14 protein-coding genes and 1 tRNA gene are annotated in these 15,642 nt (G+C 69.0%); 6 read left to right on the forward strand and 9 right to left on the reverse strand.

Annotated features, from left to right (window positions below; genetic code table 11):
- Positions 1-250 precede the first annotated feature (250 nt).
- Entirely contained in the window at positions 251-1,417 is a 1,167-nt protein-coding gene (locus NM1_RS32560) for an FAD-dependent oxidoreductase (protein WP_068028917.1), read from the reverse strand.
- A gap of 105 nt (positions 1,418-1,522) precedes the next feature.
- Between NM1_RS32560 and NM1_RS32565 the strand changes: the two genes are divergently transcribed.
- From NM1_RS32565 to NM1_RS32575, 3 genes are all read left to right on the forward strand, one after another.
- Positions 1,523-2,092, forward strand: a complete 570-nt coding sequence (locus tag NM1_RS32565) for a TetR/AcrR family transcriptional regulator (RefSeq protein ID WP_068028920.1) — start codon at positions 1,523-1,525, stop codon at positions 2,090-2,092.
- A 153-nt stretch (positions 2,093-2,245) separates the two neighbouring features.
- Positions 2,246-4,633 carry an MFS transporter gene (locus NM1_RS32570; RefSeq protein WP_068028922.1) on the forward strand — a complete coding sequence of 796 codons (2,388 nt, stop codon included), beginning with the start codon at positions 2,246-2,248 and terminating at the stop codon, positions 4,631-4,633.
- Positions 4,634-4,659: 26 nt separating this feature from the next.
- On the forward strand, positions 4,660-5,310 hold the full coding sequence (locus tag NM1_RS32575; RefSeq protein WP_068028924.1) for a TetR/AcrR family transcriptional regulator: 651 nt from the start codon (positions 4,660-4,662) through the stop codon (positions 5,308-5,310).
- 18 nt (positions 5,311-5,328) lie between these two features.
- Here NM1_RS32575 and NM1_RS32580 read toward each other — a convergent pair whose 3' ends face one another.
- The gene (locus tag NM1_RS32580; RefSeq protein WP_068028927.1) at positions 5,329-6,120 is read right to left on the reverse strand and encodes a thioesterase family protein; all 792 of its coding nucleotides are present in this window, start codon (positions 6,118-6,120) and stop codon (positions 5,329-5,331) included.
- Between the two features lie 95 nt (positions 6,121-6,215).
- Here NM1_RS32580 and NM1_RS32585 point away from each other — a divergent pair, with 95 nt between their 5' ends.
- Positions 6,216-7,127 carry an SAM-dependent methyltransferase gene (locus NM1_RS32585; RefSeq protein ID WP_084520263.1) on the forward strand — a complete coding sequence of 304 codons (912 nt, stop codon included), beginning with the start codon at positions 6,216-6,218 and terminating at the stop codon, positions 7,125-7,127.
- Here NM1_RS32585 and NM1_RS32590 read toward each other — a convergent pair.
- Positions 7,073-8,632, reverse strand: coding sequence for a flavin-containing monooxygenase (locus NM1_RS32590; RefSeq protein ID WP_373864086.1), 1,560 nt, complete (start codon positions 8,630-8,632; stop codon positions 7,073-7,075). The two genes, NM1_RS32585 and NM1_RS32590, sit on opposite strands and share 55 nt — an antisense overlap.
- Before the next feature lie 142 nt (positions 8,633-8,774).
- Entirely contained in the window at positions 8,775-9,728 is a 954-nt protein-coding gene (locus tag NM1_RS32595) for an SDR family NAD(P)-dependent oxidoreductase (protein ID WP_068028934.1), read from the reverse strand.
- A gap of 134 nt (positions 9,729-9,862) precedes the next feature.
- Between NM1_RS32595 and NM1_RS32600 the strand changes: the two genes are divergently transcribed.
- Complete coding sequence (locus NM1_RS32600; protein ID WP_068029047.1) at positions 9,863-10,780, forward strand: SDR family NAD(P)-dependent oxidoreductase; 918 nt, start codon at positions 9,863-9,865, stop codon at positions 10,778-10,780.
- 64 nt (positions 10,781-10,844) lie between these two features.
- On the opposite strand, the gene NM1_RS32605 is transcribed toward NM1_RS32600, so the two are convergent.
- Positions 10,845-11,621 (reverse strand): SGNH/GDSL hydrolase family protein, encoded by a 777-nt coding sequence (locus NM1_RS32605; RefSeq protein WP_084520265.1) that lies wholly within the window; start codon positions 11,619-11,621, stop codon positions 10,845-10,847.
- 92 nt (positions 11,622-11,713) lie between these two features.
- Positions 11,714-12,652, reverse strand: coding sequence for a Gfo/Idh/MocA family protein (locus NM1_RS32610; protein WP_068028939.1), 939 nt, complete (start codon positions 12,650-12,652; stop codon positions 11,714-11,716).
- A gap of 83 nt (positions 12,653-12,735) precedes the next feature.
- Here NM1_RS32610 and NM1_RS43180 point away from each other — a divergent pair, with 83 nt between their 5' ends.
- On the forward strand, positions 12,736-13,713 hold the full coding sequence (locus NM1_RS43180) for a helix-turn-helix transcriptional regulator (protein ID WP_068028942.1): 978 nt from the start codon (positions 12,736-12,738) through the stop codon (positions 13,711-13,713).
- A 60-nt stretch (positions 13,714-13,773) separates the two neighbouring features.
- On the opposite strand, the gene NM1_RS32620 is transcribed toward NM1_RS43180, so the two are convergent.
- The 3 genes from NM1_RS32620 to NM1_RS32630 all read right to left on the reverse strand — a co-directional run bounded on the left by NM1_RS32620 (position 13,774) and on the right by NM1_RS32630 (position 15,589).
- Positions 13,774-13,846 (reverse strand) — tRNA-Arg (locus NM1_RS32620).
- Positions 13,847-13,937: 91 nt separating this feature from the next.
- The gene (locus tag NM1_RS32625; RefSeq protein WP_068028945.1) at positions 13,938-14,630 is read right to left on the reverse strand and encodes a DUF305 domain-containing protein; all 693 of its coding nucleotides are present in this window, start codon (positions 14,628-14,630) and stop codon (positions 13,938-13,940) included.
- Entirely contained in the window at positions 14,627-15,589 is a 963-nt protein-coding gene (locus NM1_RS32630; RefSeq protein WP_068028948.1) for a thioredoxin-like domain-containing protein, read from the reverse strand. The genes NM1_RS32625 and NM1_RS32630 overlap by 4 nt, the downstream gene beginning before the upstream one ends.
- Between the last annotated feature and the right edge of the window lie 53 nt (positions 15,590-15,642).

Consider the following 15,642-nt stretch of genomic DNA (forward strand, 5'->3'; position numbering starts at 1 on the left):
CGCGGTGACTCCCGAATCGGCGGCTGCGTAGACGCTATCGTCGTGCACTGAACGCCACAGGTGATTCGGCTGCCGATCCTGGTGGGCGGGACTGTTTTCCGTCGGCAGCCGAGGGGGCGACGCGGCATGGGCCCCGGGGTCCGGTTGATCACCGGGCCTCGAGGCCAGCTCACTGCGGTGGTTGTGCCGCCTCGGGCCGGACGGCTGTCCAGTCGTTGCGGCCGGTCGGACGCGACGTGGTTCGGAGAGGTCAGCGGTTGGCGAGTTCGGCCAGGCGGTAGGCGAGGGCCTGCCGCACCGCCGGAACGCGGGTGAGGGTCCGCAGCGCGATATTGCGCACCATGCGGGCGGGGCGCGGGCGCAGGGTGGCGCCTCGGGTCATCCGGTCGGTGAACGCGACCACGTCGAGAGCGACCGGGCGACGGGTCTTTTCGTACTCGTCCAGCAAGTCCTGCGGCTCGCCGCGCAGTACCCGCACCAGCAGGGCGCCCAGGGCTGCCGCATCCTGGATGCCGGTATTCATGCCTTGCCCGCCCGCCGGGCTGTGCACGTGCGCGGCATCTCCCGCCACGAAGATCCGCCCCGCCCGGTAGCGGTCCGCGACCCGATGGTGGACACGGAATCGCGAGCTCCACAACACCTCTCGGATCCGGGCGCCCGGTCGGCGCGCATCCAGGATCGACTGGATGTCGTCGCGCGTCGGGTGCTGGGGCGCCTCGGCGACCGTGGCGACCACGCGGTACCGGTCGCCGTCCGCGCCGGGCAGCGGCGCGACGACCGTGACCCCCTCCGGGGACAGGTTCAACGACACCTCCTCGCGCGAGTCCATCCAATCCATCCGGACATCCGCCAGCACGAACGATTCCGGGTAGGTGGCGCCGGTGAATCCGATTCCCGCCTGCTCCCGGACCACGCTGTGCATGCCGTCGGCGCCGATCACGTAGTCGGCCCGAATCGATCCGGAAGTCCCTGCGGCATCGGTGAATTCGACGGTGACGCCCGTGCCGTCCCCGGTCACGGCGGTGACCTCGTACGGCCGGTGCACCTCGCCGCCCGCCTTGTGCAGCCGGGACAGCAGTACCGCCTCGGTGGTCTCCTGGCCGACCATCAGCGTGTAGGGAAATGCCGTGGGGAGTCCGCCGAACGGGATGGTGGCCAGCCGCGCCGGGCCGTCGTGCATGACGAACCGCGGTACCTCGACGCCGAGGTCGTGCAGTTCCTCCGCGATGCCGAACTCGTTCAGCACCTCGAGCGTCCGGGCGTGCACGACCGCGGCGCGAGAGGTGTTGGCGCCCTCGGCCTGCCGATCCAGCAGCACGAAATCGACACCCGCGTCGGCGAGGGCGACGGCGGCGGTGAGCCCGGCGGGCCCGGCGCCGACGATCACGACCGAGGTGGTGGCGGGGATTGCGCTCATGACGACTCCTCTGGCTTGCCAACAAGTGTTGGCCAACGTGTGTTGGCAATAAAGGTAAGTCCCCGGCGCTGGTCTGTCAACAATTGTTGGCCTACAGTTGTTGGCATGACCGTCGATACGCCCCGCCGCTCGGACGGCACCCGCGCCGCGATCCTCGACGCGGCCCGCCGCCGCTTCGCCGAGGACGGATTCCGCAAGGCCACCATCCGCGCGATCGCCGCCGATGCCGGAATCGATCCGTCGATGGTGATGCGGTACTACGGCAACAAGGAGGGGCTGTTCGACGCCGCCCTCGACGTCGACCTGTCGCTGCCCGACCTCGCCGGGGCGGACCCGGATTCGCTGGGAGAACTGCTGGCCCGGCGCTTCATAGAACTGTGGGACTCCTCCCCGGGCAACGAGATCCTGTTGACTCTGCTGCGGTCCTCGGTGACCGACGATGCGGTGGTCGAGCGCCTGCAGCAGGTTTTCGCGCACCAATTGACCCCGGTGGTGCTGCGGATCGGCGATCCGGCCGATGCGCCCCGGCGGGCGGGGCTGATCGCCTCCCAGGTGCTGGGCCTCGCGCTGTGTCGCTATGTCCTGCGCTTGCCCCCGGTGGTGGCGCTGACGCGGGCGCAGATCGTCGCCGACGTGGGCCCCACCCTGCAGCGCTATCTGACCTCCGCCGCGTAGCGCAGCGATCGGCCACGCCCGGCGCCGGGTGAATATTCCCCGATCGGACGAGGGTGAGATCACAGCCGCGATACGGAGAACGTTCTCCGTTTCCTGTTAGGGTTTTGAACCGGAGAATTGCTCCGCTTCTACTCGTGGGGAGAAACCTGACCCATGGCGCTCGTGAAAACCCGCCCGCATTACAACGTCGTCTTCGCCGTGCTGCTGCTCGGCATCGCGTCCTACGGCCTGTTGCAGTCGCTGATCGTGCCGGTGTTCTCGCTGCTGATCCCGGCGCTGCATACCGACCAGAACACCGCGACCTGGCTGATGACCGGCTATCTGCTGTCCGCCTCGGTGGCCACCCCGATCCTGGGGCGGATCGGGGACAAGGTCGGCAAGGAAAAGATGCTGGTGGTCACCCTGGTCGCGTTGGCCGGCGGTTCGCTGCTCGCGGCGCTGACCGAATCGGTGAGCGTGATGATCGTCGCGCGCGTGATCCAGGGCCTCGGCGGTGGCGTGATCCCGCTGGCCTTCGGCATCATCCGCGACGAGTTCCCGGCCCGCAAACTGAACGGCGCGGTGGGGATCGCCTCCTCGCTGATCGCCGTCGGCTCCGGCATCGGCCTGGTACTGGCCGGGCCGATCGCCGATCACCTGAACTACCACTGGCTGTTCTGGATCCCGATGATCGTGAGCGGCGTGGCCGCGGTGGCCGCCGTGCTGCTCGTGCCGGCCTCTCCCGTGCGCAGTCCGGGGAAGATCAGTTGGGGCGCAGCGCTTTTGATGTCGGCCTGGCTGGTGGCGCTGCTGCTGGCGGTCAGCAAGGGGCCGGCGTGGGGCTGGACCTCTGGAGTCACCCTCGGATTGTTCGCGGCGGCCGTCGTCTGCGCGATCGCATGGGTCTTCGTCGAACTGCGGTCGAAGTCGCCGCTGATTGATATGCGCACCATGCGCATTCCGGCGGTGTGGACCACCAACGTGGTCGCGGTGCTGGTCGGCGCCGCCATGTACGCGATGATGACCTTCCTGCCGCAGCTGATCCAGACTCCGAAAGCCATTGCGGGATATGGGCTGAGCGCCAGCATCACGCAGTCCGGGCTGTACATGCTGCCGCTGTCGGTGGCGATGTTCCTGATCGGCCTGGCCATCGGGCCGATGTCGCGGTGGTTCGGACCGAAGATGATCGTGCTGGTCGGCAGCATCCTCACCGTCGTGGCCTTCGGGATCGTCGCCGTCGGGCACGATCAGGTCTGGCAGGTGCTGGTGGCGGGGGTGCTGCTCGGCCTGGGCATCGGTATGGCGTTCTCGTCGATGCCGGCGATCATCGTCTCCGCGGTGCCCGCCGCGCAGACCGGCGCGGCCACCGGCATGAACGCCAACGTGCGTACCGTCGGCGGCGCGGTCGGCAGTGCGGTCTCGTCGGTCATCCTGACCTCGGGCGCACACACCGCGCACGGGTTGCCCGCGGGTTCCGGCTATACCAACGTCTTCTGGTTCCTGGGCGGGGTGGCGTTGCTGGCCGTGCTGGCGTCGATGATCATCCCGTCCCGCCGGTCACGGTCGAAGTCCGAGGAAGCGGTGGATACGGAGCTGTTGGCGAACGAGCCGACAGTGGTGGATCCCGCCGCTGCCGGGGAACTCGTTGGTGCCGCCGTGCACCTCGCGGGAACCGCTGCGCACGAACGGGATACCGGTCACATCGTGACGGCGAATCAGGCCGTGCCCGCCGGATCGGGCCGCAGATCGGAGCCGGTCGTGGTGAATTCCGTTCCGGCGCAGTCGGTTACCGGTGCTTCGATCGAGGGCTACCTGCATCGCGACAGCGGCGATCCGGTGCCCGGTGCCGCGCTGACTCTGATCGATCAACATGGACATCAGGTTTCACGGACGCACAGCACCGCCGATGGCAACTACCACATCACCGTCGCGATCCCCGGCAGCTACGTGCTGATCGCTTCGGCCGAGGGACATCAGCCGGTGGCGGTCAATGTCGTCGCCGGTTCGCGACCGCAGCACGTGGACCTGACGCTGTCGAGCTCCGGTCAGCTGTCGGGCACGGTGCGCCGGGTCGGCGGGGGACCGGTGGCGGGCGCGACCGTCACGTTGACCGATGCGCGCGGGGAGGTCGTCGGGGCGGCGGTCAGCGGCGACGACGGCAGTTATGTCTGCCGCGGCGTCCCCTCGGGCACGCACACCGTGGTCGTAGTCGCCGAACACCAGCGTCCGCACGCGGCGACCCTGACCGTGCCCGAGAGCGGACTGCTGCGCTACGACGCGGAGCTCGATCCGATGGCGACCCTGGCCGGAGCGGTGCAGGCCGAGGGTCGGGTGGTATCGAATGCGCAGGTCACAGTGCTGGACGAGACCGGCGGCCTGGTCGCCACCGCCCACACCGACGACGGCGGCCGCTACCTCGTGCCCGACCTGCCCGCGGGCGACTATGTCGTGGTGGCCCGCGGCTACCCCTCGGTGACCAGCAGCGTCACGGTGACCGGCAGAGAGATCACCCACGACGTGGAACTCGGCTACGACGAGGCGATGCGGCTGCCCGTGCGGTGACCCGGGTGCCGTAGGTTGACTCATCGATGACCTCACCCGAACCGCCTGGGAGCGCCGGTAGCCGGCCGGTGCGCCGCGACGTCCTGCGCAATCGGCAGCTGCTGCTGGAGGCGGCCCGGGAGGTCTACGCCGAGCAGGGTCTCGATGCCGGTGTCGAGGAGATCGCGCGCCGGGCCGGGCTCGGCATGGGCACCCTGTATCGGCATTTCCCCACGAAGAAGGATCTCCTGCTGACGCTGCGGCAGGAGATCCTCGCCGATATCGCGAGCCACGGTTCCGCTGCGGCGGCCGAGCAGCCCCCCGGCCTCGGGCTGGAGGCGTGCCTGTGGAGCGTCTGTGCCGAGATCCAATCCCATCACCGCGACCGCGAATTGCTGTGGCACACCTTCTCTTCGGACGAGGATCCCGGCAGGCCGCAATTCTGGGCGATGATCCGATCGCTGCTGCACGAAGCTCAGGCGGCCGGGCAGATTCGAGACGACCTCACCTTCACCGACGTATTCCTCTGCGTGCTCTCCGTCCGCGGCTTGATCAACGCCACCGCCGATCGCGCCCCGGACGCCTGGCGCCGCCACCTCTCCCTCCAGCTGGCCGGATTCCGCCCCGGCGCATCGCAATTGGACTTCCCGCCCACCGACGAATCGCTGGTGATCTCGGGGCTGGAACGGAACGAATAGCGTCGAGCGGCACGTGACCTACCGGTTGGCGAGCAGCAGTGTCTGGACGCTGCGGCCGACCGCGCCCTTCTCGTCGTAGATGCGCGATTCCGCCAGGCCGATACCGCCGCGGTCCGGATAGGTGACCGCGTCGAGGCAGATCCATTCGTCGACCGGTTCGCGGTGCAGGGTCACGGTGAGATCGGTGTTGATGAAAAGGTAACGGCCCCAGTCCAATGTGGCGCTCACGCCGCTGGCCGCATCCGCCGCCGCAAGGGTGCGCTCCCACGGGCTCGGGCTGGTCCCGGCGACGATGGGCTGCCGCAGCCGAAACCAGCACACCGCCGGGCCCGGTTCCGCGAAATCGCCTGTGAGGAACCGGAAGTCGATACTCGTGTGATACCCGATCGGCTGGTCGGACGGGAAATGTGCTTCCTCGTTACCGGTTTCAGGCCCGGGGTGGCCGCCGGTCGGCAGCACCTCGGGCGGCAGCTCGAGTTCGGGTTCCGCCTGCCGCAGCCGCCACGCCGTGGCCTTCAGCACCGGCCCCTGGTCGGAGCTCAGGGTCGCCTCGAGCATTTCGACGCTGCGGCCGGGGCGGACCACCCGGGCCTCGACGGTCAGCGGGGCGATCGGGACCGGCCCCAGGATCTCCACCGCGATCCTGCCGATGCGGAAACCGTCCCGCGGCTCGCACCGCTCGATCACGTGCGCGAGCAGCGCGGACGGCGGCCCCGCGTGCTGAGCGTGGGGTGACCACGGCCCCCGGGTGAGCTCGGTGGATTCGAAGCGGTTCGGATTCGCCGGGTCGGGTAGGTAGTAGGCATCCATGGTGAGGTGAGCCTACGACGCATCGCATCGACGCCGGGTCAGGGGCGGCACGACCTTGATTGACCTACTGTCTGGGACGGCTTATCGTCGAGGGTATGGTAGCGAGGGCGAGTACCCCCGCCGCATCGACGGAACACCGGATGCGGCGCTGGACGCGGGAGTGGCTGCGGTTGGCCGCACTGCCGCTCGTGCCGGATCGGGCGGAGCGGATCGGGCGGCTGTACGACCTGGTCGGGACCGGAAATCTGTTCGGCGAGGACTCGCTGTACATCAACCTCGGCTACTGGCGCCACCATCCGGCCACGCTGGACGAGGCATCGGTCGAACTGGCGCGGCTGCTCGGCCGGGAGGCGTTCCTGCGTGCCGACGATGTGGTCCTCGACGTCGGCTGCGGTTACGGCGAACAGGATCTGCTGTGGGCCAGGGAATTCGGCTGCGCGGAGATCATCGGGGTGAACGTCGCGCCGGAGCAGGTGCGGGCCGCGAACGCGCGCGTCGCGGCGTCCGGGCTGGGCGATCGGATCCGCTACGTGCAAGCCTCGGCGATGGAGCTGCCCCGCGACGACGCCTCGGTGACGAAGGTGCTGGCGCTGGAGTCGCCTTTCCACTTCCCGTCGCAGCGGCGGTTCTTCGCCGAGTCGTTGCGGGTGCTGGAGCCCGGTGGTCGCCTGGTGACCGCCGACATCGTCCCCCGGCGCGGCGTGCTGAACCAGCTCGACCGGGAGGGATATCGTGATGCCTTGCGCGAGACGGGTTTCCAGGATGTCCGGGTGTACTCGATCCGGCGCGATGTGTACCGGCCGCTGTCGGTGTATCTGCGCACGCGGCTGCGTGATCCCGATATGCGCGAGGTGAATCCGTTGCTGCGCATGATGTTCAGCACCGGCGGGGTGCGGGCGTGGTCGGTGTGGCTGGACTATGTGATCGCGGTGGCGACCAAGGGGGACGGGGGTCAGGAGACCAGGGTCGCGCGAGGTGTCTCGGACTCGCGGTCCAGGCGCTCGTAGCTGTAGTCGTCGAGCGGGAAGCGGCGGTTGCCCCGGCTGGCCTCGAAGAACCCCGAGGGGCGGACATAGGTCGTATCCCCTTGGGAGTTGCGGTAATACGTCGGCACGTGGCCGTTGAGGTCGGCCAGGTAGTAGCGCAGCGCGGCCGCGCGTCGATAGATGCGCCGATGATAGGCATCGTGCACATCGGGGCGGATCTCCATGACGGTGGCCCCGCGCCGGGTGGCCTCCTTGATCGCGCGCACCGCATGGTCGGCGGTCATCTCCACGAAGGCGTGCCAGCCGCTGCCGGTCCAGGAATACGGGCCGACCAGCGTCCAGCGGTTCGGCAGGCCCGGCAGCGAAACGCTCTGGTACGCCTGCAGGCCGTGCGCGGTGTAGAACTCGGCCAGATCGAAGCCGTCGCGACCGACGATGGCGCCGGGCCGGTAGGTCTCCGGGTCCGAGAACACCTCGTAGCCGGTGGCGAGCACGATCATGTCGACGTCGTGCTCGGCGCCGTCGCGAGTGCGGATGCCGCGCTCGGTGATTCGGTCGATCGGTTCGGTCACCAGGTCGACGTTGTCGCGGTTGAACGCCAGGATGTATCCCGTCGACATGGTCGGCCGCTTGGCGATCGGGCCGTAGTCCGGTGCGAGCCGATTCGCGGTGTCCTTGTCGCGCACCACCATTCGCAGATACCGCCGATACCCGGTGATGGCCGCCCTGTCGAAGGTCCGCATGACGGCCTTGGCCGACCAGAGCGGGGCGGAGGTGCCGAACCGCAGCCCGGCGTCGACCACGGCCAGCACGGCCCCGTGCCCGGCCGCGACCAGCCCCGGTATGCCGAGCACCCGCTGCGCCAGGCGGGGGACCCGGAAGTCCGGCTTCGGTGCGCACCAGACCGGAGTCCGTTGGAACACCTCGAGTTTCGCGGCATCACGGCAGATGGCGGGCACGATCTGCACGGAACTGGCGCCGGTGCCGATGACCGCGACGCGCTTGCCGCGGTGGTCGTATTCGTCGTCCCAGTCCGACGGGCGCTGGATCTTCCCGCCGAATGCGGCCAGGCCGGGAATGCCCGGATCGTCCTTGGGCCGCACGAAGGCGCCGACCGCGCTGATCAGGAAGCGCGCGGTGATCACCTCGCCTGCGGCGGTATGCAGCCGCCACAGGTGGTTCGCGTCGTCCCACTGCTCCTTCGCCACGTCGACGCCGAATCGGATGTGCGGATAGATTCCGAAGCGCCGGGCGACGTCGGCATGGTAGCGCCGGACCTCCGCCCCGCGGGGAAACACCCTGCTCCAGTTGGCATTTCGAGCGAAGGAGTACTGGTAGGCGACGCCGGGGATATCGACCCCGAGGCCGGGATAGTGGTTCTCGTACCAGCTGCCACCGACGTCGTCGGCGCGCTCGAGCACCACGAAATCACGCAGCCCGGCCTTGCGCAGTTTCACCGCGGCGGCGATGCCGCCGGGTCCGGCGCCGATCACGGCCACCTCGAAGTCGGGGGTCGAGGGTCCCACCTGCCCGGTCGAACTCCCTGGGGCGGTAGCGGTCATCGTCAACCTCCTCGAGCTGCGGGTACGCCTCGCTGCGGCCGTCAGCGCCTGGTTCTGTCCCAGACAGGGTATCTCGTCGGCAGGGTGTGTCACCAGGCCGGCAGGTTCAGACCGATGCCGTCCGCGATGCGGATTCGGGCGTGCTGATGGCGGTACCGAGCGGGAGCCGGTCGGCGAGGGTCGTCGCCAGGTGGACGGTTCGAGGATCGTCGATGACCCGGCGCACGAGTCGTTCGACGCGGCGATCGCTCGCCAGGATCATTCCGGCGCGGACAACGCCCGGAAACAGGCGTGCCAGCGGATAGGAGATCCGCGCCTCGGGCCGGATCGGTTCCACCGCAATGTTTTTGCGGATGGCACGCACGATCGTCCGGCCCGCCCCGTCGGGATCCGCGCCGAACAGCGCCTGCCCCGCGAGTGCGAGGCGCCGCCCGATATCGGCCTGCCGGTCGGTCAGCGATGCCATGCGCGCGGTGGCGGTGAGGTTGGTCGCGATGAGACCCGGGCAGATCACCGTCACACCGATGCCGTGGGGCGCCAGCTCGGCCCGGAGGCATTCGCTGAAATGCTTCACCGCGTACTTGGAGATGCTGTACGGCCAGCCGTACGGCGCCGGAGCGAAGGCGGCCATCGACGAGATGTTCACCAGATGCCCGCCCGTGCCGCGCGCGACCATCTGCTGCCCGAAGATGCGGCACCCGTGGATCATCGCCATCAGGTTGATGTCGATGATGCGCTCCAGGTCCTCGACAGGCACGTCCAGAAAGGGTCCGCCGACGACGATTCCGGCGTTGTTCACCACGACGTCCGGCACGCCGTGTGCGGTGCGGACGGTCTCGGCGAACTCCTCCAGCGCGGCCGTATCGGCGACGTCGAGCTCGTAAGCCGTTGCCTTGCTGCCCAGATCGCGAAGCTCGGCGACGGCGTCGTCGGCCGCCGCGCGATCGATATCGGCGACGATCAGCTCCGCACCGTGCGCGGCCAGCGCTTTCGCAGTGCCGCGCCCTATTCCGCTGCCCGCGCCCGTGACCACTGCGACTCCGGGATGAAAGTCCTTCATCGGCTGTCTCCCTTCGGAATTCGGTACGCCGCCATCGGTGACTCCGCCACGGGCGGTGGGCCGCAACCTTGTCGGCACTGTGCATCCAGCGTACAGTGTCTGGGACAGTCCACAAGAGGGTGAAGGGCGCGGTCATGGCCAACTTCGACGGCAAGCTCGTCATCGTGACCGGAGCGGGCAGCGGCATCGGCCGCGCCGCGGCGAGGCGATTCGCGGCGCGGGGCGCCCGTCTCATCGTCGGCGATATCAATACCGACGCCGCGAATTCGACCGTCGACCTGATCGCGGCCGCCGGTGGCCAGGCGCACGCGTACGCGGTCGACGTGGCGGATCGGGCCGCGATGGAGTCCTTCGCCGACGAGGTGGACGGCGCACACGGCGCGCCGCACGTTCTGGTCAACAACGCCGGATTCACCACGGCCGGGCCCTTTCTGAACCACACTGCCGAGGACTGGAAGCAGATCATGGGGGTCAACTTCTGGGGCGTCTACCACGGCAGCCGCCTGTTCGGGCGGCGGATGATCGAGTCCGGCCGGGGCGGCCGCATCCTGAATGTGACCTCGCCCGCCGCCATCACCCCGATTCCGCTGTCGACCCCGTATTGCACCAGCAAGGCGGCGGCACAGATGCTCACCGAGTGCCTGCGTCTGGAGTTCGCCGGGACCGAAGTGGGTGTGACAGCTGTTCTTCCGGCCTTCATCGATACCGGGTTCTATCCGTCGGCGCGGCTGGTCGGCGACAACAGGGAGATGCTCGAACGGGGGAAGAACATCTCCGTGCTCGCGGCCAAGGTGATCGCGCGCAGCCCGGAAACGGTGGGCCGCAATATCGTTCGGATCGCCGCCCGCAATCCGGCGATCGCGCCGACGCCGATCGAGGCCCGCGTCGTCTACCTGGCGTCGCGTCTGTCGCCCGCCGGTGCCCGGCTGGCGTCGCGATTCATGGATCCGGGCACCATGATCGAGCTGGCGACACGCTTCGCCCCGGATATCGCCGTGCGCGCGGTGGACGGCCTTGCGGAGCGCATACTCGCGGGCAGCAAGTCGGCCTGACGCTTCGCTGGGCGTCGTCCGGTCGGGGGACGGTTATCCGGCCCCGTGCGCATCGTTCCCCGGATCAATCGGCGAGCGTGGCGGCGACCACCGAGGCGATGTGTGCCTGCCCGGTCGCATTGGCGTGCAAGGGAACCGAGGGTGTGAAGGGAATCGGGCCCTCGACCCAGTTGGCGCCGGGCGGCTCGCACATGCCGTGCCCGGTGAGCGCGAAGTTGTCGGCGAAGCGCGCGTCGTGTGTCGCCGCCACCGCGCGCAGGGTATCGGTGACCCGTTGCATGCCACCCTGATCGGTGAGGCCGTAGCAACCACCACCGACCGGCAGGTAGCGCAGGTAGGTGGTGACGACGACGGTGGCATGCGGTGCGCGCGCGTGGATCCCGTCGAGCACCGCGCCGACGTTGCCGCGCACGGTGTCGAGTTGCTCCGCGGTGAGGGTGTTGATATTCGTGGCGCCGACGTCGTTGGCCCCGATGGTGATCGTGACCAGATCGGTGTCGGCGGTGAGCGCCTCGAACTGCGCCGGATTCGGCGGCCCGACCCGGGGCGTCTGCGGCACGGTCATGTGCTGGGTCTGTGCACCCGCACAGCTGACATCGGTGAAGTTCGCGACGCCCAGCGTGCGTGCCAGCACCGAAGGGTAGTTGTCCGCGGCCCGCAGGCACCCCGGGGAGCTGCCGGGCTTCAGACGATCCACCGTGCCCACGGCCGCCGCGGAATCCCCCAGGGCGACATACTTTCCGTAGGCGGGTGCCGCCTGGGCCGCGGGCGCGGCGAGCAGCAGGGCAGCTCCCGTGGCCAAGGCGGCGGCGAGCACGCGACAGGTGCGAGCAGCGGGCATCGAGGTCTCCTCATCGATGGATGAATCGCAGACGGGCTGACGGTTACTTCGCGACTTCGCATTGTGCCCTGGATGTGCGGCACGCGCGGGGATCAGCCGTTCACGGCCCTATCGATCCGCAGCGTCACATCGAGGCTGTCGAGCACGGTCTGCGGCCCGATCATGTTGGCGGCCTCGCCGTTCAGGCAGTCCAGGACGTGGTCGATCATCGCCGAATACTGGTCGGCGGCCGGAATGTCGAGCCGCTGCGCGCCCCCGGCGGTGTAGGCGCTGACGACGGAAGCGGGCTTGCCGTCGAAGCCCATGGTGAAGGCGCATTCCAGGGTGCCGTCGTCGAAGACGGCGCGGTAACCGCCCTGGGCGCCGTAGCTCATCGGCAGCATGGAGGACGTGGAGCAACGCACCAGCGCGCCCGGGTAGTCGAGATGAACGTCCACCGCAGCGGACTCCGCGTCCTTTTCCGTCGTGGCTACCGAGACCCCGTCGGGCACGCCTAGCGCACGCACGATCGTGTCGATATCGCCGAGCATCGAATCCAGCGGAATCTGCCGCAGGCCGATGCTCGCGCCCGGCCACAGCAGGGCGGTGTTCATCTCGACCGACAGTTGGCGCAGCCGGCCGTGGGAACCGCCGCGCACGGTGTCGACCAGCAGACGGCTCTGCGGCACGAAACGATTGAACATATCCACGAACACCTGCCTGTCGGTGTTCGCCGCGGCCTCGGCGACCGCACGAGCGTCCGTCATATTCGGCGCGAGCGGCAGTTCCGTCAGCACGTGCTTCCCGGCGTCGAGGGCACGCAGCACGAGGTCGGCGTGCATGCGGGTGGGCAGGCAGATATCGATGAGATCGATATCTGGATCGGCGAATACCGAATCGAGGTCCGCGGTGAACGGATAGCCGAATCGGTTCCCCATCTGCTCGGCCTTCTCGGCCGTATGACCGTAGACGATCACCTCGACCTCCGGATGTGTCCGGAAACCCGCGGCGTGCGCCTGCGCGATGCTGGTGCCCAGCAGTGCAACCTTCACGATGACCCCTTCCTTGCGTGTCTCATCGACGCTAAGGGGTCAATAGGTCACCCAAAGACCTATTGGGGCGACAGAATGGGCGTATGCGCGATCCATCCGGCCGCTTGTTGCATCTGCTGTCTTTGCTGCAGTCCCCGCGGGAGTGGACCGGCGTCGAACTCGCAGAACGTCTGCGGGTCACTGCCCGAACCATCCGCCGTGATATCGAACGGCTCCGCGAACTGGGGTATCCGGTGCACGCCACCCAGGGCAATATCGGCGGATATCGCCTGGTCGCGGGCGCGGCGCTGCCACCGCTGGTCCTCGACGACGAGGAAGCCGTCGCGATCGCGGTCGGCTTGCGCACCGGCGCGATGTCGGCCGTCACCGGTATCGAGGACGCTTCGCTGCGGGCGCTGGCGAAACTCGAACAGGTGCTGCCGGGCCGGCTCCGGCGGCGCGTCTCGGACCTGTCGCAGGCCGACGTGCTCCCGACCGGCGGCGGGGCTGAGGTGGATCCCGAAATCCTGGCGGGCCTGGCGGCCGCGTGCCGTGCCCACGAGAAGGTGCGCTTCACCCACATCAAGCCTGGTGGCGAGATCACCAGGCGGTTCGCCGAACCGCACCGGCTGGTGGCCGCGGGCAGCCGCTGGTATCTGATCGCCTTCGACGACGACCGCTCCGACTGGCGAACCTTTCGGCTCGACCGCATCAGCGCGATCCACCGCACCGGCGTGCGCGTCCCGGAGCGGGAACTCCCCGACGGGATGGACGGTGCGAGCTGGCTGACCCGCTCGCTGCGCCGCACCGGAACCGTGCAGGCCCGGCTGCTGCTTCACGAACCGATCGACGTCGCCCGCAGGCATGTGGGTGCTCGGCAGGGAATGCTCGAACCGGCCGACGAGCAAGCGTGCATCCTCACCACCTACCCCGACGCCCCGCGCTACGTCGCCTTCAACATCGTGCTGCTGCCGATGCCCTACACCCTGCTCGACCCGCCCGAACTCGTCCCACTCGTCCGCGCCATCGCCGAACGCGCCCTCGACGCAACAGGATCGGGCCCCACCGCGCCGAGCTGCTAACCGGGGCGAGAACGAGTAAGCCCCCGATCAGCATTCGCTGGTCAGGGGCTTCGGTGACTGTGCCCTCGGCAGGAATCGAACCTGCGGCCTTCTGCTCCGGAGGCAGACGCTCTATCCCCTGAGCTACGAGGGCGGGGTGGACCCTCTCGGTTACGTTGTCCGATCGGGCTGGGAAAGCGTATCGCATCCGGCCGCGTGCGCCAAAAAGTGGGGTGACCGGGGTGTCAGCCGAGGGGGAGGGGAGTGGCGCCGCGAGCGGCCAGCATCCGGGTCATGAGCTGTATCTCACCCTGCTGGGTGGCGCCCATGCCGGTGGCCAGTGAACGCACCGCGTCGGTGTCGGCGCGGGTTGCGGCGTAGTCCGTCATCGGGATGCCGCCCTGATGGTGCCGCAGCATGAGCTGCAGAAACAGCGTGTCGAGCGCGGGGCCGGTCGAGCGGCGCAGCTGCTCCATCTCCTCCGGGCTCGCCATGCCCGGCATCGACGGCATCGGGCCCGCGTGCTGCCCGCCGTGGTCGTGCCCGCCGGTCGACTCCATCCAGCCCATGTAGCCGTCCGGGCTCACCGTCGGCTTCCCCCACAGCTGCAGCCAGCCCTGCATCCGCCCGGCCTGGTTCTGCTGCGTGGTGAGGATGTCGTAGGCCAGCCGCCGCACGTCGGCGTCGCTGCCGCCGGACAGCTCCAGCCCGGCCATCTGCACCGCCTGGGTGTGGTGCACGGACATGTCCTGACAGAATCCGGTGTCGACGGCATTCGGGGCGGCATCGGTCTTGTCCTGCAATGGAATTCGCGCGGCTACACCTATCGCGCAGCCGACCAGCACAAGAACGATCGCCACCAGTGCCAGCAGGGCCGGGCGACGTCGCTGCGGCGGGCTTTCGGTACCCCCGCCCACGCCATTCTCGGCCTCGGTCACTGCCCCGGCCGCCCTGCGGCGCCGCCCGGCTGCTGACCTGGCAGGGCGTCACCCGGCATCACCCCGCCTGGCAGCGCCGCACCGGGCATCGCCCCGCCTGGCAGCGCCTGGCCCGGCAGCCCGCCCGGAACACCCGGCATGCCGGGCAGCCCGGGGATCCCGCCGGGCAGGCCGCCGGTCGTTTCGCTGAGGTCGGGCGTGAGGCCCCTACCGTCGATCGGCACCGCGTCGGGGCCCGGGGGCGTGGCGTCGAACGGCGGCGGGTTGTCGGTGTCGAACGTCGGGTTCGCGCAGTCGGCGCCGACCTCGGGATAGCTGTACTGGTTGAGCCGCAGCGCGGCGATGAACTGGCCGATGCGCTTGTCGTCGGCGCTGTCGAGCTTCAGCTGATGGCCCCACGCCTGCAAGGCGATCGGCGAATCGAGGCCCGGATAGGGCGACATCAGCATGGCGGGCTGCCCCTGCACCTTCCGTTTCAGCGTGTCGGCCGCGGCGCCGTCGATCCGGTCCGGGTCGTAGGCGATCCACACCGCGCCGTGCTCGAGCGAGTGCACCGCGTTCTCGGTGCGGATGGGCTTGGGGTAGACCACGCCGGTGCAGTTCGCCCACGAGGCGTCGTGCGGGCCGCCCATCGGCGGGCTCTGGTCGTAGGCCACCCGCTGCCCGGGCCGCACGTGCAGGCCCGCCGGATAGTCCTTCTTGGTCACGCCGGAGATCTCGGTGGACGGATCCTTCTTGTCGGCGGTGGGGGTGAACTTCTCCGCCTCGGCCTTCTCCTGATACTTGGGCACCAGGTAGACCGCCAGCGCCCCGATCAGCGCGATGATGACGGCGGCGGCGCCGATGGCCAGCCACGGAATCTGTCGTTTGGGCCGTTTGCCGCCTGCGGACTTGCCTGCGGGCGAGTACTTCGCGGCGGCCCGAATGGCCTTGGCCGATTTCGCGCTGGTGTTCGGCATCCTGCTGTGCTCTCTTCGATTTATCCGACGTTCCCCGGTGCGGCACCCCGGCC

Origin of the sequence: Nocardia mexicana NBRC 108244, assembly GCF_001613165.1 — a bacterium.
Taxonomy (GTDB): Bacteria; Actinomycetota; Actinomycetes; order Mycobacteriales; family Mycobacteriaceae; genus Nocardia; species Nocardia mexicana.

What these genes read in the sequence shown, in the direction of transcription:
- NM1_RS32560 (WP_068028917.1), bottom strand. Translation starts at nt 1,417, where the DNA reads ATGAGCGCAATCCCCGCCACCACCTCGGTCGTGATCGTCGGCGCCGGG.
- NM1_RS32600 (WP_068029047.1), top strand. Translation starts at nt 9,863, where the DNA reads ATGGCCAACTTCGACGGCAAGCTCGTCATCGTGACCGGAGCGGGCAGC.
- NM1_RS32605 (WP_084520265.1), bottom strand. Translation starts at nt 11,621, where the DNA reads ATGCCCGCTGCTCGCACCTGTCGCGTGCTCGCCGCCGCCTTGGCCACG.
- NM1_RS32570 (WP_068028922.1), top strand. Translation starts at nt 2,246, where the DNA reads ATGGCGCTCGTGAAAACCCGCCCGCATTACAACGTCGTCTTCGCCGTG.
- NM1_RS32580 (WP_068028927.1), bottom strand. Translation starts at nt 6,120, where the DNA reads ATGGATGCCTACTACCTACCCGACCCGGCGAATCCGAACCGCTTCGAA.
- NM1_RS32575 (WP_068028924.1), top strand. Translation starts at nt 4,660, where the DNA reads ATGACCTCACCCGAACCGCCTGGGAGCGCCGGTAGCCGGCCGGTGCGC.
- NM1_RS32630 (WP_068028948.1), bottom strand. Translation starts at nt 15,589, where the DNA reads ATGCCGAACACCAGCGCGAAATCGGCCAAGGCCATTCGGGCCGCCGCG.
- NM1_RS32585 (WP_084520263.1), top strand. Translation starts at nt 6,216, where the DNA reads ATGGTAGCGAGGGCGAGTACCCCCGCCGCATCGACGGAACACCGGATG.
- NM1_RS32595 (WP_068028934.1), bottom strand. Translation starts at nt 9,728, where the DNA reads ATGAAGGACTTTCATCCCGGAGTCGCAGTGGTCACGGGCGCGGGCAGC.
- NM1_RS32565 (WP_068028920.1), top strand. Translation starts at nt 1,523, where the DNA reads ATGACCGTCGATACGCCCCGCCGCTCGGACGGCACCCGCGCCGCGATC.
- NM1_RS43180 (WP_068028942.1), top strand. Translation starts at nt 12,736, where the DNA reads ATGCGCGATCCATCCGGCCGCTTGTTGCATCTGCTGTCTTTGCTGCAG.